This window comes from Ectothiorhodospiraceae bacterium BW-2 (assembly GCA_008375315.1).
Lineage (GTDB): Bacteria > Pseudomonadota > Gammaproteobacteria > Thiohalomonadales > Thiohalomonadaceae > BW-2.
In genome coordinates this window covers 3,556,482-3,579,380 of sequence record CP032507.1, presented here as the reverse complement: position 1 = coordinate 3,579,380, position 22,899 = coordinate 3,556,482, and the positions used below count along the sequence as shown (strand labels likewise).

General features: G+C 55.2%; 13 protein-coding genes. All 13 read right to left on the bottom strand.

The features are described from left to right. Positions 1 to 63: 63 nt before the first annotated feature. Positions 64 to 816 (bottom strand): hypothetical protein, encoded by a 753-nt coding sequence (locus D5085_16750; protein ID QEP44637.1) that lies wholly within the window; start codon positions 814 to 816, stop codon positions 64 to 66. Further along, positions 816 to 2,810, bottom strand: a complete 1,995-nt coding sequence (gene pglZ, locus D5085_16745) for a BREX-3 system phosphatase PglZ (protein ID QEP44636.1) — start codon at positions 2,808 to 2,810, stop codon at positions 816 to 818. The genes D5085_16750 and pglZ overlap by 1 nt, the downstream gene beginning before the upstream one ends. Continuing rightward, positions 2,807 to 5,704, bottom strand: coding sequence for a helicase (locus tag D5085_16740; GenBank protein ID QEP44635.1), 2,898 nt, complete (start codon positions 5,702 to 5,704; stop codon positions 2,807 to 2,809). Before D5085_16740 ends, pglZ begins: the two co-directional genes overlap by 4 nt. 7 nt (positions 5,705 to 5,711) lie before the next feature. Beyond that, entirely contained in the window at positions 5,712 to 6,968 is a 1,257-nt protein-coding gene (locus tag D5085_16735) for a transcriptional regulator (protein ID QEP44634.1), read from the bottom strand. 2 nt (positions 6,969 to 6,970) lie between these two features. Further along, positions 6,971 to 9,742, bottom strand: a complete 2,772-nt coding sequence (locus D5085_16730; GenBank protein QEP44633.1) for a histidinol phosphatase — start codon at positions 9,740 to 9,742, stop codon at positions 6,971 to 6,973. Between the two features lies 1 nt (position 9,743). Continuing rightward, the gene (locus tag D5085_16725) at positions 9,744 to 12,614 is read right to left on the bottom strand and encodes a DNA methylase (GenBank protein ID QEP44632.1); all 2,871 of its coding nucleotides are present in this window, start codon (positions 12,612 to 12,614) and stop codon (positions 9,744 to 9,746) included. Continuing rightward, the gene (locus tag D5085_16720; protein QEP44631.1) at positions 12,601 to 12,996 is read right to left on the bottom strand and encodes a four helix bundle protein; all 396 of its coding nucleotides are present in this window, start codon (positions 12,994 to 12,996) and stop codon (positions 12,601 to 12,603) included. The genes D5085_16725 and D5085_16720 overlap by 14 nt, the downstream gene beginning before the upstream one ends. 5 nt (positions 12,997 to 13,001) lie before the next feature. Beyond that, a complete protein-coding gene (locus D5085_16715) occupies positions 13,002 to 16,811 on the bottom strand; it encodes an ATP-binding protein (GenBank protein QEP44630.1) in 3,810 nt (1,269 codons plus the stop codon). Beyond that, entirely contained in the window at positions 16,808 to 17,323 is a 516-nt protein-coding gene (gene brxF, locus D5085_16710) for a BREX-3 system P-loop-containing protein BrxF (GenBank protein QEP44629.1), read from the bottom strand. The genes D5085_16715 and brxF overlap by 4 nt, the downstream gene beginning before the upstream one ends. A gap of 10 nt (positions 17,324 to 17,333) precedes the next feature. After that, the gene (locus tag D5085_16705) at positions 17,334 to 17,537 is read right to left on the bottom strand and encodes a DNA-binding protein (GenBank protein ID QEP45204.1); all 204 of its coding nucleotides are present in this window, start codon (positions 17,535 to 17,537) and stop codon (positions 17,334 to 17,336) included. Positions 17,538 to 17,699: 162 nt separating this feature from the next. Then, positions 17,700 to 18,863 carry a response regulator gene (locus D5085_16700; protein QEP44628.1) on the bottom strand — a complete coding sequence of 388 codons (1,164 nt, stop codon included), beginning with the start codon at positions 18,861 to 18,863 and terminating at the stop codon, positions 17,700 to 17,702. Positions 18,864 to 18,893: 30 nt separating this feature from the next. Next, a complete protein-coding gene (locus D5085_16695) occupies positions 18,894 to 21,734 on the bottom strand; it encodes a phosphoenolpyruvate carboxylase (protein QEP44627.1) in 2,841 nt (946 codons plus the stop codon). 15 nt (positions 21,735 to 21,749) lie between these two features. Continuing rightward, the gene (locus tag D5085_16690) at positions 21,750 to 22,880 is read right to left on the bottom strand and encodes a succinyl-diaminopimelate desuccinylase (GenBank protein ID QEP44626.1); all 1,131 of its coding nucleotides are present in this window, start codon (positions 22,878 to 22,880) and stop codon (positions 21,750 to 21,752) included. Positions 22,881 to 22,899: the final 19 nt, after the last annotated feature.

Sequence of the window (22,899 nt, the reverse complement as noted above, 5' to 3'; positions counted from 1 at the left end):
ACATTTTTCGCCACATAAACGCCGTAGCTGTAGTAGTCCCGGAATTTTTCATAACATGTGTCGCTATGCTTTCAACTTCAACAGCTCATCGTCCAGCCCATAGCGAACCACGTCGATCCGGTCGCTACGCTGGGATACAAAGTCACCGGTCATCACGGGGAGCTGGAATGGGAAGAATGCCGGGTTGTTCAGTAGCAGCCCCAATGTGCCCTTGGCCTCCGGGGTGGCCAGGAGTGCGGATTCGAACATCAGGATGGCCAGGTTTGGCTCGGCAATCTCTACCTGCGCGGCTTTCTCATAGCAGCCTTTGGCCTCAGAATCCTTCAGGGCTCCCCAGGCGACAAAGGAACGGATGACAAATCTCGCGTAGCGGCTCACAGTCTGCCGGTCGCCATAGTGTTCCTTGAGGCGGTTGATGATCTGCGTCTGGGTCACCTGATCCTGCAAGGCCAGCAGACGGCCGGTTTGCCGGGCCACATTGAACCAGAACGGATAGACCGCCGAGATCATCCCCCAGTGGACCGCCAGGGCCATGGACGGGTTTTTCCGCAGAAACGCCAGCGAGGCATCCCGGAATGGCATCAGCTCGGGGTCAGGAGAGACCCAGATCTTCATCAGGTTGTTGACGACAAAGGTCCGGGTCTGATCGCTTCGCTCGCCCTCTGAGCCGTTGCCTTTTTTGTCCGCGAGAAATTCATGCAGCTCTTGACGGATGGTTTTGGCGTCGAGCCCCGCCAGCAGCAGATTGGCTGCTTTCTGCATCCACTCGAAACGGATCGCCTGCTTGATGCCGATGGCTTCATGTCGTTTACCCATCACCGTGTTCTCCTTTCAAACTTCACAAGGGGCACGATGACTTCTTCGATGGCTACACCGCCGTGACCTACGATGGCATCTCCCGGGTTCACGAATGCGTCGCGGCCACCCGCCACCAGGGGAAAATAATCTGCTGGCAATCCGACCGGCTGCCACTCGTGGGCAAACGGGAAGGCCCCAGCCACCTGAGCGCGGAGTTCCGGCGTGGGATAGACACGAACCCGCTCGCCGCGAGTTTCGGCAATTACACCCTCAGATGGACGGCCTTTGCCCTCGCATTGAATGTTGCCGTGATCGGCCGTCAACCAGACCTCATAGCCGTAATTCAGCAGTTGGCCGACCAGCGCGGAAAGAAATCCGGCATGGCACCACTGCTTGATCTGGTTGTGCATTCCGGCCGAGCCAAGTTGCATGCCGTGCATGATCTTGTCGACCTTGTCCACGACCAGCCCCACCACCTTTGTCTTGCCGGGATGAATTACGGAGTCGAGAACGCTGGATGCATTGCCGTCGCCTAGGCCGCGCTGGTAGGCGACATCCAAGCGGGACAGGCCATGCCCCTCCCAAAATTGCTTCCAAAGTTTTTCTTCGCTATTGGTCGAGTTGATGGATGACGGGAAATAGAGCGGCGGCTTGCCCGAGAAGATCGATTGTCTCGATACTGAGGTAAGCGTCGGAATCCAGGCGAAGGTCGCGGATTCGCGCATGACCAGATTGGCATCCTGCTTTTGCAGAAGCTGGCGGATGGTCACCCACTGATCCAGGGCCAGACCATCAACCACGATCAGCGCGGCACGGCTATTGCGGGAATCCTCGATATCCCTGGCCAGGCGGCGCGGCACGTGGTGGAGCATAGCCGGATGGGTCGGCGGCAGGTTGATTAAGCTGGCATAGTGGTCGGCCAGCCAACCGGCAAAGGTCGTGTTTAATGCATCGCCGATTTCCCTGAGCCGGGTCTGATGCTCGGAGCTGTTGCCGCAATGAACCAGGGAAGACACTTCGGCCCATTTCAATGCAAAGGTGGTCCAGTCCGAGTAACGCGCTTCCGCAGTGGGCAGCTCCTTCTCGACAAGGCCAAAGAGGCGGGAGATCCGCAGCTCGTCATCATCCAAGCCGGATGTGGCGATACCGCTTCGAACCCAAGATCTGGCATCCACTTCAACATCTGTGACCTCGACGGGTGTGAGTTTCCCCTCCAGGAACAGGTTGTCGATATAAACCTTGATGTCCTGGTGGTCGAACGGCAAATGGTCGGGGCCGGGATACTTGAGGCCGTATTCCGACGAATCCTCCCGTACCTGATTGGCGCTGCCAAGCCTGGAAAGAAAGAGCGGCCAGCGTTCCTGCAAAAAGGCGAAGAAGGCTTCATCGTCCGGAACAATTTCAGAGAGCGGCCAGGCCTTGAAGCCATCATGCCCCTTGAGAACCTGGATAAGCCGCTCGGCCAGCATCAGTGGAATCTGTAGCTTCCCATAGTGCAGGCGCAGCAAGGCGCGAAGCAGTTCCACCTCGCTGGCAATCAGCTCAGCGGCGATGCCGAACACATGGCGAAGGATGAAATCCTTGGTGGCGTTATCGCCCATGCGATCCGGCGGCGACTTGCGTTGAGCCTCAAAAAGTGCGTCCAGCAGGCTTCGGTCGAGCTTCTCGATGACCGGATAGCTGAGCGTTGGGAACAGATCCCCCAGATTGAACGAAAGTTTGCGGCCCGCCTGGAGCAGGTCGTAAGGCAACGATTCCAGCTCCGCATCCTGCAAGCGAAGGACCACCACCAGATCGGTGTGTTCACCCCGGTCCCAGATCGAACGGTACTTAGACTCATAGGCGTATCTGAATTCGACTGGGTCACTGAACTCGATCAGGTCGAAGCCGCGCCCGCGAAGTTCCAAGGCCAGCTTTTCCTCGGTAAGCAGGCAATCCGGGTCTGCGACCAGGGTCAGTTTGCTGACGTTGGGTACAAAGTCGTTCAGGATGGCGTCTCGCCAACTACTCATTGAGCGCCTCCCTTGATGATCCGCAGCATCAGCAGCGGCCTGATTTCCGGCACGATCTGCCTTGCCGATTGCAGTTCATGCCGCCACTCGGCTTCGTCCGCATCGCAACGGGACAGTCTGAATTGCCGTACCTCCGGCAGTCCAACCCGTTCGATGGCCTTGCGGCGCGAGACAAAAGAGACGACTCCACGTTCCTCCTCACGAGCCACAGAGGCGAGGTGCGCCTGCTGCAGGGCGTCGAACAGCTCCTGTCCGGCCTGTTCGGCAGCAATCTGCAAGCTCTCATGGGCGGTAATGGATTCATCCTGGCCGAGGGTGGTCTGCACCTGGGCTTCCGCTGTCTGCAGCGCATCCCAGATATGCCGGGCCGTGGGCAGAAACAGTTTGCCTTCCTCGCTCACGAACACACTGACATAGCCACGCCGCACCATGGGGATGCGGAGGCGCTGTGTCTTCTGGTGCATTCCGGCCTGAAGGCGGATCTCAAAGAGTCCCCAGAGACCGGAGATGCTGGCTGGCAGACCGCTCACGCTTACGCAAGGCAATGGCTGGCCAGCCGCGATCTGCGGCAGGTTCAGGGCCAGCCCACGGACACGGCTGTTTTCAAGATTGAGCAGGGTCGCGTCGGTCAGACGGTCCGCTTCCCGGGCATTGAATACGGCTTTGCGGTGTTCCTGACCGTCCGGCCAATTCAGATCCCACCAAGAGCGCTTGCGACTGGCCATACCGCCATGGGAATTGAGGTAACCGACCGTCATCCGTTCCACCCAGTGGGGCAGTGGATGCGAGCGCAGACGCTCAGCGGTTTGCACATCCGGCTCTTCGGAGATGCCATAGATGGCGGAGGACTCGCGCACCTGCTGAATCTCATCCCGAATCCTGGCTACCGTGTGCTCGACGGAGGTCTCGATACCGTCAGGATTAAGGATGGCCGAGGCGAACACATCCTCGAACAACTCACCGGCCTGGGCGGAGTCGAGCACGTCACCGGTCTTGTCGATGCCGAACTCTTCGAAGATCACCGAGAGTTTCTGCTCCAGCACTTCGCGCACGCGGAACTCGACCGAATCTTCAAAAACGAAATTGATCGCCTGTACGGTTTTGGGCTGACCGATACGGTCCACACGACCGATGCGCTGTTCCAGTCGCATCGGGTTCCAGGGGATGTCGTAGTTGATGATGACATGGGCGAACTGCAGGTTCAGACCTTCACCGCCCGCGTCGGTGGAAACCAGCACGCGGTGCGATTTGCGGAAGGCATCCTGGGCCTGCTTGCGTTCCTCCATATCCATGGAGCCGTTCAGGGTGACGACCGAGATGCCCCGGGCTTCCAGAAACTCCTTCAGCATCTGTTGGGTGGGTACGAACTCGGTGAAGATCAACACCTTCAGGTCCGGCTCGTTTTCCTCGGCCTGCAGCTCGTAGATCCACTCGATCAACGCCTCGGCCTTGGCGTCCGGTCCAGCCTGTTCGCAGCGAACCGCCGCATCGAGCAGGGTCTCCACATGACTGCCTTCGCTCTGCAGAGCCGACACGTGTGATTTCAGCAGCTCATCGAGCAGCTCCTGGCCGTCCATGTCGTAGAGCTCTGCCATTTCATCGTCTGGGCTTTCCGATCCCTCCGCGCCGTTTTCCAGTACCGCCAGGCGCAGGCTGGCTTGTTGCTCACCATCCTTGAGTGCCGCAAGCCGACGCTCCAGCGTGGTGCGGATCGCCCGGGTGCTGGAAACCACCAGGCGCTGCATCAGGATCATCAGAAAGCCGATGTGGCGCTTCTTCTCGCGCAGGGCCTGGTTGTAGCCCTCGCGCACATAGTCGGTCACCGCCTCGTAGAGAAGCTGCTGCAGTTGGTGACGGCTCTCCCAGGCCACCGGGGCCATCTGCGTCCGCCGGGGCTTGAAGAGCGGCTTGCCGTCGGCATCAATGGCCTTGCGCTTCTCGGTACGGATGACATACGGAGCCACCCGGTCGCGGGAGACGCTGTCCATATCCGGAAAGGCATCGTCATCCAGCAGGTTCATCAGCCGATGGAAGGCATCGGTCTTCCCCTGGTGGGGTGTAGCCGAAAGGAGCAGCACATAGGGCGCGGCTTCCGCTAGCCCCTTGCCGAGCTTGTAGCGGGCGACCTGGTCGGTACTGCCGCCCAGCCGATGCGCTTCGTCCACGATCACCAGATCCCAACCGGCGGTCATCAGATCCTCGAACCGGCTGCGGTTGTATTCGGCGACGCGCTCGGCGGTCCAGCCGCGCCGCTTGTCCATGGGTTTGACCGAATCCAGGGAGACGATGACCTGATCAAACATCGACCAGGCTGAGCTCCGGTGATCCGCCCCTGGAGCCAGGCGTTGCAATGTGCCGATGTCGTCGCCCAGCACGAGCTGGAACTGCTCGTTGAAGTGGGTCTGCATTTCCGCCACCCACTGGGTAGCGATTCCCTTCGGCGAGACGACCAATGTCCGCCGCACCAGTCCGCGCAGCTTGAGTTCGCGCATGACCAGCCCGGCCTCGATTGTCTTGCCGAGACCCACCTCGTCGGCCAGCAGGTAGCGCACGCGGTCACCGGAGATGGCCCGAGACAAGGCGTGGATCTGGTGCGGCAGCGGAATGACGTTGGACTCCATGGGAGCCAGCAATACATGGCCCTCGGTGGCGCTGGTGGAACCTTCGAGCACCTCGGCCACCTTGGCTGCGGCGGCCACATAGGCAATGCGCCCGGCCTCGATCTCCGGCTGCAGGTCGGCACTCAGCGGCCGCAAGGCGGAGCGGGGCACGCGCACCACCGCGTCCTGGTTCGGCAACCAGACACGGCACACCGTCTGCCCCCACAAGGTCTGTTCTTCGATGACCTTGCAGGCGCTGTTATGAACGGTGCTGTATTGCCATGGTGACTCCATTGTCAAATTAGACTTCTCCCTGAGGCGGCTGTGTCGCAAATATGGTCAATAAAAGTTCGGTGTCATCAATCAAGCGATATTCCGGAAGCCGTCCTGATATCTTTTCGCTTTCGGAGAGGATGATGGGCACTCCTTCGCCCCGCTTGTCCATAAGAAACCTGCGGTCACCAGGGAAGTCTGCAAACGGCATAGGACAGCGAGCGAGCAAACTGGTGAGCAGTTCGTTACGAGCTGCCTGACGAAGAGGAAGGCTCTCAATAGTCATCGTATTAGGAATCGCGCCGGGAGAAAAAATTTCGAGGCGATCCGAGAACATATGTAATCGAACCTTAGAGCCTTGAATTGAATAGTCCCTATGGGCGACAGCATTTACCAATGCTTCAAATACCGCTTGCATTGCGAACTGTGGAATGTCTCGTCTTGCGGGTTCCTTGACCGCGTAAACCTTCATGTTTTTTTCAACGAACTTGTAGGCCTCTATGATTTGAACATCCAAAGGCCCAACAATATCTCTCGCGTCTAGCTGGTAGGCTGCATTCCGCTCGGTTCCCCGATATACAACAGCCTGAATGAATGCATTGGTGAGAAATTCCTGGGGTTGTCTGCAAGCCATCAATATCCCGCTGACGCTGGGACATATCTTGCCATCATCGTCCTGTGTTAGCAGTTTGAGTTTAATCAAAAACTCATCATCACTATCTGGAGACAGTGGCGTTTTAAATTTTCCCCATAAAGCTTTTTCGAGACAATCCCGGGGCGCAGTAGTGACCGACTGCTCATCAAAACGGATGATCCTGGCCTGACTTCGTTGTTGAAAAAGTCTGGCTAAAACATCGGGTGTCATCTGTCGTTTTGAACTGCCGATCCTATGGTAATAACCGCTGGGGCTTTGATGGACATAAAGACTCTTGGGGACGTCGACTCTGACAATAACCCGTTCCACACCGTCTTCGGTAACGACTGGGATCTTTCGAATCCGGCAAAAAAGCTGAGGAGTGATGAGGTCGTTGCATATGCCGCGCACCCAAGTCTCAACCACGTCCAGTTTGTCCTCAGGGATGCCGACAACCGTTCTCGACTTATCATCAACCCCTAATACAAAAACTCCATTTGCTGTATTCGCCATCGCAGCCAGCTCATCGGCCATGCTGTTGCGGTGCGGGTCATTAACTTGATTCCCCTTGTATCTCAGGTCCTTCAACTCAAGAGAAGAATCCTCGCCTAACCGGATTTGCTTTAACAGCTCGTCTGTGGTTTCAAACATTCCTAAACCTCCAACGCTATGCGATTGTAACGCTTCACAAACGCCTGACGGCCACCTTCCATAATGGTGCAGATCGACTCCCGGATGCTTGATTCTTCAAGACCGCCTTGTTGGTCGATTTGTACCTGACCCCCGTCATATTTCAGGACGTGGACTAGTTCGGAGTCTCCGTTTACGACGATGTTGGCATTGTGAGTCACGATGATAAGCTGACGTCTATTCTTGTTCTCATGGATCTGTTTGACGATAAGGTCATAGATCAGCGCATTATCCAAATCATCTTCTGGTTGGTCGATAATCAGTGGCTCGTTGCCATGGCTCAGTAAGAAGGCAAGAATCGCTGCTGCTTTCTGCCCGGCAGACCCTTTTTCTAGGTCATCAAATTTGCCAGAAGACGGGTCTTTGGAATACTTGACCCGCAGCATATCTTCGGGCCACCATGCATCGAGCTGATCGAAAATAGCCGGTTGTGTTTCCAGTAACTTCTTCAAGCGATTATCAAACGCACCATGATTACCGGAAACTTGCCCTCTGGCGATATCAAGTGTTCTGGCTTTGATCTGCGAGATGAGCTGCGGCAAATCAAATTCAGGTGTTTTAGCTTCTTCCCATTTATTGAAGGCCCAGAGAAGGCCCTGTTTGTTTTCTCGATCACATACCGAACTTATAAACTTTCCATCTTCAAGATTGAGCAAGGAGCGGTATTCGTCTTCCAATGTACTCACATCACCATACTGAACCAACTCCATGCGCACAAAAGCGCTGGCCCCTATGACTTTGTTAAGAAAACTTCTCCTTTTTTCGAGCAACTCGACGCGTAATTCCTGAAGCTTGGCGAGGGATTCCTCAATCTGCTTTTCCGCCGACTCAGTTTCCTTGCGGACGGAATCCAGCTTTTTCAATTGCTGCTGCAGTTGATTACGCTGTTGTACCCATTCCCCGTAAAGGGAAATACTCAATTGGCTCTTCTTTTCCTCATACTCTTTGACCAGCCCTTCATACGCGGCGATGCTTGCCTGTACCGCCTGGTGCCATTTGCTTGAGGAAATGTCTTTTACCCTTTGGGCCTTTAGTGCATCAACGCTATCGGCGAGCTTGCTAAGCGTTTCACCGACCTTTTTTAGCTCTTGAGCTGTTTGTTCGTGAATCGTCTTGATCTCGGTAGTGGTTTCATCCTGCTCGTCGAATAAATGTGCAGGAAAGTCGGACAGCCCGGCGTTGGATGCCAGCTCTCTTATGCCAGACGAAAGGTCATCAAAAACCTGGTCGTCGGGAAGGCCGTTCTTTTGTTGGCTGCGCTTCTGATACTGTTTCAGTACCTCCCCATGACCTTTTTCTTCATATTGCTTTAGGTCGTTCTCAACGTCCCCCAGCTTTGCACGAATTTGCTGTTCGCCAGCCAGTTGCCGTAATAGCTCTCTTCTTCGTTCCCTCAATTGAAGGAACTGACTCTTGACGCTTTCCCAGCGAGATTTCCATTCCGCCCGATCCACCTCTGGAGAACGGTCAACGACTTCCAAGAGCCCTCGCGGATTCGATGCGAGTTCGTTGATCTGTTTTTGGCTGAAAATGCTAATCGGAAACCGCTCTCTAAGATCACCGGCTTCGATTTCTTGCCAAGCACTGTTGGCTTCTTCCTCCAACACCGCGCCCTGGCCGTCAAATCTCCAGCGCAGTTGATAATTCTTGCCACGCCGGTGAATCTCCATCAGGATTTCCGTGTCATTCAGCATGACGCCTTTGTTCTGCGACAGCTTCATGAACTTATCCAGCTCATCTTTTACCCTGGGGGCTTCGGTCGCCAGATTCTGATCACGACGAGAAACGATACGGATCGACTCGAGGATGGTGGATTTTCCGGTTCCTCGTCCGCCGATGACTGAATTGAAATGCGGGTGCAACTGGGTGACGAATGGTTGACCACTGATGCGGCCGCAGTGGCGCATGGCCTTGATAATCAGCTTCGACAGGAAGATATCAGGCAGGTGATTAGGATTTTCAGATTGGTTTTTTACACAGAACTCATGATCGAGTAATGCCAGTCGCAGACCCTCAATAGAAGGACGGCTCATCTTGAGCCAACTGAAATGCCTTCCGATGTCGTCTGGTTTATGGGCATCGGAACCAGCCACTTTTGCAAGACGGTCAACCGCCTTCTTTAAGGTTGGTTCCCCGTTGTCGAATTTGTGAAGATCGCAAAACTCTGCGGCCGAAACAGCTTTCAGGCTTTTTTCGAGTTCAGGCGATAACGAGACAATACCTTCAAGCAATCCCTGTTTACCATCGATATGGGCCGGTAGAGCAACTCCGCCTGCTTCGATGATGTGTTTCACGGTATCCACAAAGCCGGTTGATGTGGATATATTCGGATCACCGTAGCCAGATGTGATTCCGCATGCCCCCAGAACGCCGGTCACCTTTTGACTGTCGCAACTCGGGTCAAAAACCGCGAGCAGATGAACCCGGCTGCTGCTGTTGGCAACCGTGATCTCAACCCCCGGGAATATGGCCAGCTCTCTGTACCAGTCGGGCTTTGTGTCACGGTCTCGAAGCTCTTTGTTCTTGGCCTTCAATACATCAATCCATTTCCCCGAGTTGTGGTCGGTTACCACCACACAATCGAGGCCGGATTCCATGGCTTTTTGGAGCCATTCTTCCAACTCGACGCTCTTGAAGGATTCATCACCACGGCCATAATCATCAGAGATAGGAGTATGTGTGTGGAAATCAAACTTCCACCATTTGCTTCCCGGGAAATTCCACTTGTCTGTCATTTCATTCCCCTCCCATCCGTGTTATCGCCTGGTCGTACCACATGAGCAGCTTGGGATCTTCTTCAAGGACGTTGTTGGGGATCTTGTCGGCCACGGCGACGATGACGGCGTAGTCACGCTCCTGCCAGGCTTTCTTGAAACCGGCGCGGACAGCTTCCAGGCGGAAGACCTTGAGTTTCTTTTTGACCTCTTTGTATTCCTCGAACTCCTTGAGCAGTGCCTTCTCGCGCAGTTTCTCCAGGTCGCCTGCCTTGTTGGGATCGGGCACGTACCAGCGCGCTTGCGCGCGGGTTCTGAGTTCCTGGTTACTGGTTTCTAGTTCAAGGTTTTCGGCAAGTTCAATGCCTTGCGCTTTGAATTCGGCTTCGATAAGAGGCCGGAGTTCTGAGCTGCGGCGCATCCACGAAACGATTTGGGATGGAATTTTGCCTTTGCCGTCGTAGCAAAGGAAGTTCTGGTTCAGCAGTTCGCGCAGGTCGAGTTGGGCCTCGTTCTTGCTCCAGCCACCGAGTTGCTGCATGAACTGCGGGTTGATGTCGGAGAAGGTCTGCGGCTTTTCCTTGATAAGCTGACGGAGCCATTGGATGGCGGAGGCCTCGTCGGAGACGAACATCGATAGCTGCTGTGGGGCACCGGAGGTCATCTTCTTGCGGTCGTATTCGGCCACCTGATCCGGCAGGAAAAACATTCCGTCGCGCTCGATGAAACGCTGCGAAAGCCCGATCTGGAACTCCTGGCTGGAGATCGGCACGGGGTAGCCCTTGCGAACGTAGTAGGCCACCATCTGGTCGAACAGGATGCGCGGATCACGTTCCGGGACGAACTGCAGCAAGGCTCCCTGTTGCTTGGTGACCGGCAAATACTTCAAGTGTGTGCGTACAAAATCCCACACGCCTTCTTCGGTTTGCGCCTCTTTCTGAAAACGTTCTTCAAAGCCGCCATTGGGTTTGTAGGCTGAGATAACGAGGTCCTGTTTGACGGCTGTAGGTGTGGTTACGGCCTTGAAGCTGCCCTGCTTCTTGTCGAGTGCCGACACATTAGCTACGATGAAACCAACCTCAGTAAGAGCAGTTTGGATGCTGTTCCATACTGATGCATTGGTATTAGAGAATTCGACGGTAAACCACCGTCCCGGTTTCAACAGGCGATATGCTTCCTCGAAACAACCTGCCATCAACTGGCGGTACTCATCCAAACTCTTTCCTTGTGAGCTATTTTCAACAGCCTCTGGCTTGTTGTTTGTTAATACCTTTAGCCAAACCTCCCAGAGTGAATTCAGCTCGGAATAATTGATGTTCGCCCCAAACGGGGGATCAAAGAAGAAATAATCCAGCGAATTGTCTGGCATGAGCATCTTCTCTGAGGAGGACGTAAAAACAATCTGCCTGGTTTTTCTGTCTCTTTTACTCAAGTATGAGGAAACATCTTTGATCCTGTACCCGATCATTGCGATCAGGCAGTACTCAATCTGGTTTGAAGGTATATAAAGAGTACCGGCAAGGACGCCAGCCGTTTTGGATAGATTAGTATTTAAGCGGCTGACTGCTATTTTGTGCATTTTGCTTGCTCGCGGGAGTTGGTCGCCCACGAGGCAAAGCAACTGACTTTCCATATCCGATGTGGAAAGTATATGGCGGAGCGTTGCGAGTACACGCAAATTGCGTTTTGTGTAGAAATGATGAACATGCGTAATGCCGATAGGGTCATTTCGTCGCGTTTCGCGGCCCTCGATCATACGCGAGGATGGATGCCAGTACGGTATATCCTCACCCTCAATTTTAGCTATTAGAGCAAGATCGCTCTCGTCTGGTTTTTTTTCAAAACGACCTGATACACCTGCGACAGAGTAATTGATCTTCACAGGAACCTGCTTGGCCTGCTTGATCGTTTCTCCAATGGCAACGTCGAACTTGTTTGCCCAGGCACGCTCGAGACGTCTCTTAGTCAACTCTGCATTACAATGGGGACAGGGAAAGCTGTCATGAACCTTGCCATTTTCCTCATCGACGGCTTCGTCCCAAAAAACGACTTCACCAGCACATTCATTACAGACAAAAACATCGGACCAAACGGTGTAGTTTATCGTTCCAGTTCGTCCATCCGAATGCTTTGTCTCATACATCCATCCGCATGCTTTTTCGACCTCTTTTAATATTCGATAGGCTTCTCGTTCGAAAGAAGTGGGATTTACAGGCGTGTTGTAGTTGTATGAGATAAATGTCGCTGCCGGTGAGAGATCATTGAGAATCGCTCTGCGGATACCCAGCTTTGAAAACGGCCGCCAAACCTTTTTACCATCTTCATCAGTCTCTTCCTGCAAAATGGTCCCGTCCGGCTTCACCTGGTACCCAAGAGACATGACCACTTCGCGGTCGCCACACATCTGCGCAGCCACCCCCGTCATGCCAGTTCCGCAAAAGCCGTCAAACACGATATCCCCCGGCTGCGTGTAATGGAGGATGTAGCGCATGATGGCCTTGTGCGGCACCTTGGTATGGTAGGAGTGCGCGTTGTAAATCGGGTCGTTCTTGCCCTCGCTTACATCAGAGGCAAAGGGTTCACGGTGGTAGTGGTAGCCTTCGGGCTGTTCCGGCTTCTGCGCCTCCCACTCGGCGATGAAATCCGCAATCCACGGGTTCGGACAGGCGGTGTAGTACGGCGGATCGCTTAGGTTCAGGATGTCCTCGTCGCTGCCGATGGGAAAGCCTTCGATCTTGCGGAACTCCGGGTCCTGCAGCTTCTTGCGCAGCTCCTCGGTAAAGTGAGCGCGGCGGGCCTCGTCGTTCTCGAAGGTCATGCCTAAGCAGGTTACTGGTTCCTTGTTGCTGGTTACTGGTTCAAAATCCAGTCCGGGCATTTCATCTTGTTTCATACTTGATTCCTTTGTTTTCGGACTTGGCCAGATAGCGGATCAGGCCGCCGATCATGTTTCCTGTGGACTGAGCCAGGGCATAGATGCTTTGAAATTGTTCTTGGTTGATGTGAGTAGCATCGAGGGCGACGTAGAGCTGGGCTTGCACTTCGGATGCTGAGCCTTTGGCGGTTGAAAGGAACTGGATGAATTCCTTGTTGCCGCCCCTGCCGAAGCCTTCAGCGATGTTTGACATGATCGAAACCGAGGCCCGGCGAATCTGATCGCGTAGGCCGAAGTCTCGGGCAAACTGGCCGTCGTTTGACAGAGCGTAAATCGCCTTGGTCAGTTCGCGGGCCTTTTGCCAGGCTTCAATGTCCTCGAATCGCTGAAATGCACTCATGGCGGTTACTCCAACACGATGCGGACTTTGCTCGGGTCCTTGCCTTTGGTCAGACCGTCCACGTAGTCGCTGACCGCTTGCTTGATCTCATCCGGCGTGGATGGGCCAAGGTCGGAGACTATCTTCAGTAAATCAGCCTTCTTGACCGGAACTTTCTGTAAACCGGCAAGGATGGTTTTCAAGGTCTGGACAAAATTGCCATCCACCGGGTCTGGCAATTCCTTTGAATCCATGAATGCCTTAACGATCTGCTTGTCGTCCTCGTGCAGCAGCTCGTTTACATTCGCCTGGGTCATCGGATCATCGAGGTTATTCAACAGAGTCTTGGTCCACTGCTCGATGATCTTGTCCAATTGCTCATCCATCTGATCAAGCTGCTGCGAACCAGCAACCAGTAACCCAGAACCAGAAACCCCAATTTCAGCCGCAGGCCGAAATTGGCAATGCGGGCAGATGGGCGAGGCGTCGAGATTTTGCTCGGTCAACGCGAAGCAGCTCTTCAGCCCGGCCAGACGGTTCTGGTAATCGGTGAGCTGCTGCCGGGGCATCAGGTCGATGCCAGCCAGCTTGAGCAGGGTTTGCAGGCGCTGGTCATTGAGCAGGCCAGCCTTGCGCTTGTCGTCGTTCACGCCCAGCCGGGCGCGCGCGTGGAGCGCAATATATTGGTTGATGTAGTCGCGCTTGAGCTTTTTGAGCTTTTCGCCGACTTCGGAGCTGATGGTTACCAGTTTCTGGTTACTGGTTACTGGTTGGGAAAGCAGGTTGTGGATTCGGGTTCGCTCATCCTTCACTTGTTGTGCCCAGTCTTCATAACCTGGAACAAGTAACCCTGAACCAGTAACCGCGACGGCTTCAGCCGTCGCTAGCCAGGACGCCGTCGGGCTGTGATCCATGATGAACTCGCGCAGGGCGTCCAGTTCATCCAGCGCCTTCACGGCCTTTTCGTGGGCCAGCACTTCGGGAGCGCTATAGCGGAAGTTTTTCAGCTTGCCCGGCGAAGTATAAGCCTGAAGACTTTCAAAAAAAGTCTTTGCGGCTTCTAGTTCAGAGTTCTGAGTTTTGAGTTCTGAGTTAGCTGAACCTGGAACCGTGAACCCAGAACTCTGAACCAAATCCATTCCCCAGAATGAAAGTCCTTCGCGCAGGGTCTGCTGGGTCATGACGATGCGCTTGACGATCTTGCCCACCGCCTGTTGCAGGTTCTGCACAGGCTCGTCCTTGCCCTGGGTGACGAGCTGGGCCATGCCCGGCGTCATGCCGAGCAGTTCGAACAGGGCCTTGAGCGCGGGCAGGTTCCATTCCTTGGGCTGTTCCAGGTGCTTGAAGCGGACCAGCTCGTCCATGCCGGTCGCGGCAAGTTGCTGCAGCCCGGTAGCGTCGAATTTCTTGCCCGGGATGGCGAGCACAATGTCTCCGGAGTAGACCAGCGCCGCCACCAGGACACTCACCCATTCAGGCTCCAGACGGGAACCGCCCGGGTTCATGTATTCCAGCCCGTGGTCGTCCTGGATGATCTCGCTGCGGTTGACCACCTGGCCGTGCCCCTTGGCTTTGACGGCATCGAGGATGAACTTGGTGTACTTCGACTTGTAAGGGTCGATCTTCTCGCCGTCGAGCAGCTCCAGGGCATCCAGCACGGCGGTGGCCTGCTTGGTGCGATTCTGTCCAGCGATGGCCCGCAAGGCGTCCTGCGCGGCCTGGGCGCGATTGTTGCCGGTGATCAGGACCGAGAAGAACGGATAGTCCGGAGCCTGATTCTCGAAGTTCGGTGCCAGGCAGACACCGGCAATGGTGTTCACCAAGTCACGGAAATTGATAGTCTCGTGGGGCGACAGACCGGACAGATCGCGGATCGATTTGCCCTTGGCCCATTCGGTCATGGACTTGGCGCGGCCCTGGTAAGTGACCTCGAAGGCATCGCTCATGTGCTTCTGTAGCCACTGGACCAGCTTCTTCAGGAAACCGTTGGCCTTCGATTCATAGGTGGCCTTGGCATGGCCCGATGAGGTGGCTGCAAGGTCCAGGGCGGCCGCATAGCTCTTCAGCGCAGTCTGGAATTCCTCGTCGGTGCCTTTCAGGCGGAAGAAGACCTCGTCGTTGACCTTGTCGTCCTTGAAGCGCGGCGGATCGTTGGGCTGGATGAAGTAGAGGTAAAAGTCCCGCTGCGGCACGGCGGTGGAACGCTCGTTCGGTGCCCCGAAAAAGAGGTAGCCGGAGCGGGCTGCCTTGTGCTCCTGCCAGACCAGTTCGTGCTGCCAAATCTTGTAGCCGGTCACATAGGTGGCGTCCTGGCATTCCATGACCCGTTTGAGTGCCTCGTAGTAGAAACGGTCGAGCTGAGCCTGCCCCAGGCTTTCGGCCCGCTTGTCGATCAGGGCGTCGAAGTCGTCGGTCTTCTTCAGGTCGAGATAGAACTGGCGATTGTCGGCATTGAAGGAGATGAACTGGCCGCTGACCGTTTTATGGATCTCGCGCAGGACCGTTTCCACATGGGTCTGGAGGTCTTTGTCGGGTTCGTCGCTGCCCAGCTCCGCGATCAGCGGATCGAACAGGCAGAGACGGTCGCGCAGTTCCTCGGCGGACGCGCCCATGGGGGCATAGATGTCGCCGGTGGTAAGGCGGTGGACAGACAACGCATGGATCAGGCGCAGCGCCATCGGCTTGTATTGCTTGCGAGTGATGGCGTTCTCGATGCGGGATTCAAGCACCTGGCTGCAATCGATAACCGCACGGATCTCGGGAATGGCGCGGAACGAGGCGTTCTGCTTGAGCGTGTTCCAGTAGCTGTCGAAAGCGATCAGGCCGGGCTCGTCCTGCGGCACATCCTTACCGAGGATGCCTTTCATGCCCATGGACAGAGTCTTGAGCACCTCGCGCTTTTCCACCACGGTGACACGCTCGAAGGTGTCGATGTAATCGGGATGCACCGGGAAGAGCCGGACGAATTCATCCATGCGCTCGTTGAGCCCGCCGTAATATTTGGCAAAGGGCATCAGGTAGTCGCGGATCTTGGCCTGTTGCTCGGTGGTCTTCTTGAGCAGACGCTCGGCCACGACGAATTTCACATCGCTGCGGGCAATCAGGATCTGCTCGAAGCGGTCCTTCACCCGGCGGATGCTGTCAGCAACAAAGGCGAAGCGCGGGCTGTCGAAAATGGCTTCCTGGACACCGGCCATGAAACGGAACCGCAGATCCTTGCAGACCTCGCCGACCTCGCGGAGGAAGTTGAGGTCGAGGATCAGCTCCTGGTCCTTGCGGGTGCGCAGGTAGTCGAGCAGCTCGTCGACCACCAGCAGCAGGCCGTGTTCGGGGAAGACCTCGCCGAACTTGGCCATCATGTCTTCGAAGGCCCGCTTGTGGCTGGTGATGGTGCCCGCCTCGGGAAACACATACTCCACGCCGAGTTTTTCGAGATGCTCTTCCAGTTCGGCCACCAGGATGTCACGCAGGGACATGGTGGTGGCTCCGATCTCGGTACGGATAACCTTGAACCGACCTGCGATCTGAGAGGCTGCATCGCGGACACCGGCGTGGTTCAGCCCATCCAGCAGGGAGGCGTCTGCGGCAAGACTGGAGACCACCGACATCAAGTGCGACTTACCGGTGCCGTAGTTACCGACGACCAGCAGTCCCTTGTTGTCGACCGGCTGGTCGAACTGCATCTGAGGAATGATAAGCTGGGTGAGCCGTTCGGCCATTTCCTCGGAAATGACATAGGTGTTCACGAGAGTGTGCGCGGCGCTCGATTTGTCCGCGTCACGCAACTGAACGACCGACTCAATCGGGTCGAATTGGATAAGATCTCCGTATTTCATGCTTGTCCCGCCTCTCTATTGTTTTTTGCCGAATCGACCGTGGCAGAGCCATCCATGCCCACAATCAGGGCATCAACCGAGTCATAGCTGCGGTACTCGGGATGGCCGGTTTCGGCGTATAAAAGCCTCTCGGAGGTCATGGTTCCGTTCCACGAAGCCACCACGGCCCGGTTTCTCGAAAGGCTCTGCAACAGGCGCAAAGGGTCTTGCTGGAGGGTCTTGTCGAAAAGGATTTCGAGATTATCCAGCGCTACTAATCCTTGAGCCTCGTCGGCGATCTGATCGAGGATGCCCGGCAACCGAAGTGACCGCTGTTTGGCTGTCAGTTCCAAGAGCTCGCTTGAAAGCGCCAGATTGACATTGATGACGGATGCCCCGAACTCTTCAGCGACATCCCGAAGAACGCTGGTCTTGCCGGAACCGGTCTCACCCACCAGCAACACCAGACGGTGATACAAGCCTTCGGCTGCCTGCAAGGATCGTTTTATCTTGTCGTGTATCGGCTCGGCCAATGGTCGCTCCTTATTGCTCGGTGTCCGGCTTATCGGATTTATCAGCCGCACCGCCGGAGCGGACCCATTCGTCCACTTCGTCTTGTTTAAACATCCAGCGACGGCCGACACGATGACCGGGCATAGCCCGTTGCTCGATCCACTTATAGACCGTCTCATTGCTTACATTCAGATATTTGCAAATATCATCGACCGTCAGCCATCTCCCATCCATAGCCTTCGTCCTTCGTTCATCATGTTTATGGATATGCATGTCAATCCTCTGTCGCATCTAGGCCACCGCACAATGGATTGAACTGAAGATAGTGGGGAGACGATATTTTCATGAAGGATTCCGGCGAGTCATGCAGCGGCGCTGATTTTTGGCGAGATGGCTTTATAAACTCTGTCGAGGGTGAGGCGATTGTACCGGAATGGCGAGGCTAAACCGGCTCCCTTGAGCAGGGGCACTCTCTAGCTCAAGCGTGGCACCGAGCTGGATGGCTAACTCCCGTACAATCGCCAATCCCAGTCCGGTACCGTAGTGGTGGCGACGGGTGGAGTTATCGCTTTGATTAAAGGGGGCAAAGATCGCCTGCTGTTGTGACGGCTCAATACCGCAGCCGCTATCTTGAATGGTGTAGTGTAGCTGGTTGTGGCGAAACTCACACTGTAGTGCGACCCCTCCCTTAGCGGTATATTTTAGGGCGTTATCGACCAGTTGAATTAAAATTCGTTGAATCTTCATGTTATCTAACAGCAGTAGTTGCGGCAGATCCTCTGCCACTTCCAGAGAGAGGGTTAATCCTTTAACTGTGGCCGATGCCCGATAGTAGTTGACTACCTCTTCAGCGAGTTTTTTCGGGGAGCTAGCGGTGGCGTAGAGATCGTCACCGGTATGTTTTAGGGTGTCGCTATACTCAAAAATTTTATCTAAAATCTCGTTGAGTGCATCGCCCGATTTAAAGGCCAGTTCGAGATAGGTTTGAGCGTCGGCAGGGAGCTCAAAGCAAGTCATCGTTAGATTGATCATGCCTAAAATACCGTTAATTGGGGTATTGAGCTCATGGCTGATATTGGAGAGAAACTGCTGTTTGACCTGTAGCGCCCTTTGTAGCTCCTCAGTCCGTTTCTGTACCTCATGCTCTAGCTGCAAGGCGCGATCATTTAATAGATCACGCATACGCTTCATCTCTAACTGATTGGCGATACGGGCTAGGATAATGGCCGGTTTTAGCGGTTTGGTGATATAGTCTGCCGCCCCTTGTGCGAGCCCGTAGGCTTCGTCATCGGTATCGTTGAGGGCGGTGACAAAGAGCACCGGAATCTCGCAGGTGTTCGGTCTCTGTTTTAGCTGCTGTAGCACGGCATAGCCATCCATCTGCGGCATCATAATATCGAGCAGAATCAGTGCCGGTGGGGAGCTGCTGTCAGCTAGCTGTAGCGCGTGTTCTCCCGAATTTGCGGCGATCACTCGGTAGTGTGGTTGCAGAATCTCTCCGAGAAGGAGTAGGTTTTGTGGTTGATCATCGACTATTAAAATAGTCACTTTAGCCGTCATGGTGATACCTGATATAGAGAGGGTAGAGGGTTAGCCGGTATTGCGCATACCGCTAGCGATGGCGCTAATACTTCGTAGCAGCGGCTCAAGCCAGTGTTCTATCTGCGCCTGCTCTGCCTCTGCAGCGACTGCGGCCCGATAGCGCTTGATTAACATAATTTGGATATGGTTCAGCGGGTCGAGATAGGGGTTGCGCCGATCGAGCGAGAGCGCTAACGCCAGATTATCCTCCATTAACTGCTGCTGTTGGGTGATTTTAAGTACCGCTTTAAGGGTCTGCTGATATTCGGCGGCGATGGTTTTATAGATCTGTTTGGCCTGTTTAGGTCGAGTCGTGGCGAGGGCAGCATACTCGGCGGCAATACCCATATCGGCCTTTTTTAGGGACATTTGGGTATTGCTAATTAGAGAGCGAAAGTAGGGCCACTGCTGATACATCTGCTGTAGCTGCGCTAGGCGCTCTGGATTCTCCCCCATCCACTGACAGAGGCTGTAGCCGATACCATACCAAGCCGGTAGTGTGTGACGCGACTGCGCCCAGCCAAAGACCCAGCCTATCGCGCGAACCGAGCTTTTGGAGCGATCTCCCTGCTTACGGTGGGAGGGGCGGGAGCCGATATTCATTTGGGCAATTTCGGTGACCGGTGTCGCTTCATAGAAGTAGTCGAGGAACCCCTCCGAGCGGTCGGTCAGGTCGCGATAGGCCTGTTCGCCTAGCTGTGATAGCTGCTCCATAATCTGTTGATAGTGCTGCTGCGGTTCAGGGGCGGAGGTAATTAGGTGGCGGCTGGCGTTAATCAGTCCGGTCACCCCCATCGCCAGCTCATAGACGGCTGTTTCGACATTGCTATATTTATTGGAGAGCACCTCACCTTGTTCGGTAAATTTGATCTGTCCGGAGAGAGTCCCTTCCGGTTGGGCCATAATCGCCTGGTGGGTCGGGCCACCGCCGCGACCGATGGTGCCGCCACGACCATGAAAGAGTCGGAGGCGAATTTGGTGCGTTTTGGCCAACTCGGTTAGCTGCTGCTGGGCGCGATAGAGGTTCCAGCTAGAGGAGACGATCCCTCCATCTTTACAGGAGTCGGAGTAGCCGAGCATCACCTCTTGGGTTCTATCTAGCTGCTGCAGCAGGCGGATATAGGTCGGGTTGTGAAAGAGCTGCTCCATCACCGGCTGAATGTGGCTTAAATCTTCGATGGTCTCAAACAGCGGGCTGACGCTAATGCGGCACTGTAGTTTGCCCCCTTTGCACTGAATCAGTTTGGCACAGCGGGCGAGTAGCATCACCTCCATGACATGGCTGGCGGCGTGGGTCATGGAGATCACATAGCTGCCGAAGGCGTTGGCGCTAATCTCTTCGCCCATTTTATGCATCACCTCAAACACAGCTAGGGTCTGGCGGGTGGCCTCGCTCAGATGGCTGCGATCGGAGTTTAAGCTCTCTTCACTGGCGATGAGATCACCGAGTAGGGTGAGTCGCTCCTCCTCACTTAGCGCTAGATAGTCAAACTGGTTGTCGCGGCTCTTTAGCAGTTCGGCGACCGCTTCGGTATGGTGGACCGACTCTTGGCGCACATCGAGCTGTACTAGATAGAAGCCGAAAGTTTTTCCCATGCGCAGCAGATCGAGCAGTTCGCCCTCGGCCACTGCCTGATCGTTGTGGGAGAGGAGTGATTGGTAGATCTGTTTTAAATCGTTTAAAAACTCCTTTTCGGTGCGATAGCGGGCACCGGTCGCCTGCTCGCTCGGATCGTTCCCCTCAATACGACTTAAGACTAGCTCCAAATTGCGCCGCAGGCGGTAGCGCATGATATAGAGTTTGCGCCGATAGGGCTCATATTGCAGATGAGTGGGTTTGTCGGCAAAAATGTTGGGGTAGGCTGCCTCATCGTGCTCTAACGAGGCGAGAAATACCTCGCTCGGCTGGCAGAGGCGGTAGGAGTGGGTCAGAATATGGCTAAGGTGCTCTATGCGGCGAATATACTCTTGCACAATCTCTTTATGGTGGAGCCGTACGGCGAGAGCGGTGGTATCGGGGGTGACGAAGGGGTTGCCATCGCGATCTCCCCCTATCCACGAGCCAAAACGCAGAAAGGTCGGCACCTCAAGCGGCTGGCCATAGAGACGCACAGCCCCCTTGTTGAGATTGCGATAGACGGTAGGAACCGCCTCAAACAGGCTGTGGCGATAGTAGTAGAGGGCATTTTCAATCTCATCGGCTACCTCAATTTTGTGGCTACGAACCTCATCAGTGCGCCAGAGCACCAGAATTTCGGCTTTAAGTTCAGCGGTAATGCGATCTTTATCCTCTTTGCCAAGACGAGGATCGTTCAGTTTTTCACTGGTGATAAAGATTCGACGCAGATTCTCTTTAATCGTGCGCCGTTTCGATTCGGTGGGGTGAGCGGTAAATACGGGCGTGTAGGTGAGCTGCTCTAGTAGCTGCTGTAGCTGCTCTGGGGTGACCCCTTCGGCATGAAATTGACGCATAACATAGTCAAACGAACCGAACCAGAGTGGGCCACCTCTGCGCATAATGCGCCGCCGCTGGCGGTGTTGGTAGGACTCTTCGGCGATATTAACTAGGCTAAAGTAGATGCTAAAGGCACGAATGACATGGTTGAGCGTGTTTTGATCGAGTTTTTCGATAAATTGGCTCAGACGGTGGCGTTTAAAAAATCCCTCCTTCTTGCGCAGGCTAATATAGCCTTTGCGCAGGGTCTCGACCGCCTGTAGTACCTCGCTTCCGGCGTGTTGTTGCAGTATGTCCCCTAGCAGGTTACCAAACAGTTTTACCCGAGTACGCAAGGGTTTATCGTTAAATTGAACCATAGATATGCTCCTGTCGCTGCGACGATTGGCAGCCATTATAACCGTTAGCGCTCAGGGGAGAAGCAGCTTTTCGAGAATGCGTTGGTAGAGGCGGCTCAATATCTCCAAATCGGCTGTGGCAACCTGTTCGTTAATTTTATGAATGGTGGCATTGAGTGGCCCTAGTTCGACCACTTGTGCTCCGGTCGGCGCGATAAAACGGCCATCAGAGGTGCCGCCGGCGGTATTGATGTCGGTCTGAAGGTGGCAGATCTCCTCTATGGCGGCCGCTGTCGCTAAGAGTAGCTCCCCGGTGGGGGTGAGAAAGGGGTTCCCCGAGAGGTTCCAGCTCAAATCGTACTCTAATTGGTGCTGCTGTAGCAGCTCGCTCACCCGCTGCTGAAGGCCGCTAGCGCTCTGTTCGGTCGAGAAGCGAAAGTTGAAGTCGATCTCGATCTGTCCGGGAATGACATTACCGGCCCCCGTTCCGGCACTCATATGGGTGATCTGGAGCGTGGTGGGGGGGAAGTGGTCGTTGCCTCTATCCCACTCAATCGCGATCAGCTCGCTTAGAAAGGGGGCGGCGCGATGAATCGGATTATCGGCTAGATGGGGGTAGGCGACATGACCTTGGGTACCATAGAGGGTTAGTTCGCCGCTCAATGAGCCTCGGCGGCCATTTTTGACCCCATCACCGAGCCGCTGAACACTGGTCGGCTCTCCGACTAGACACCAGTCGATCCTCTCTTGGCGCTGCTGTAGGGTCTCAATCACCTTGACAGTGCCATGGGTGGCCGCCCCCTCTTCATCACTGGTAATGAGCAGTGCGATGGAGCCTAGGTGGTCGGGGTGGTCGGCAATAAAGCGTTCTAAAGCGGTGATAAAGGCGGCGAGGGAGCCTTTCATATCGGCGCTGCCCCGACCGTGGAGCACGCCATCAGAGATGACAGCCTCAAAGGGGGGGTGTTGCCACGACTCGATGGGGCCGGTCGGTACCACATCGGTATGGCCTGCAAAGCAGAATAGGGGGGCGCTCTGCCCCCGCCGACTCCAGAGGTTGGTCACCTCACCGAAGGGGAGGGGGTGGTGAGTAAATCCGAGCGGGGTGAGTCGCTCGGCTAGTAGCCGCTGGCAGCCGCCATCGTCGGGGGTGAGGGAGCGGCGTGAGACCAGTTGTCGCGCCAGATCAAGGGTTGGGCTCACGGTGGACTCCTTAAATAGG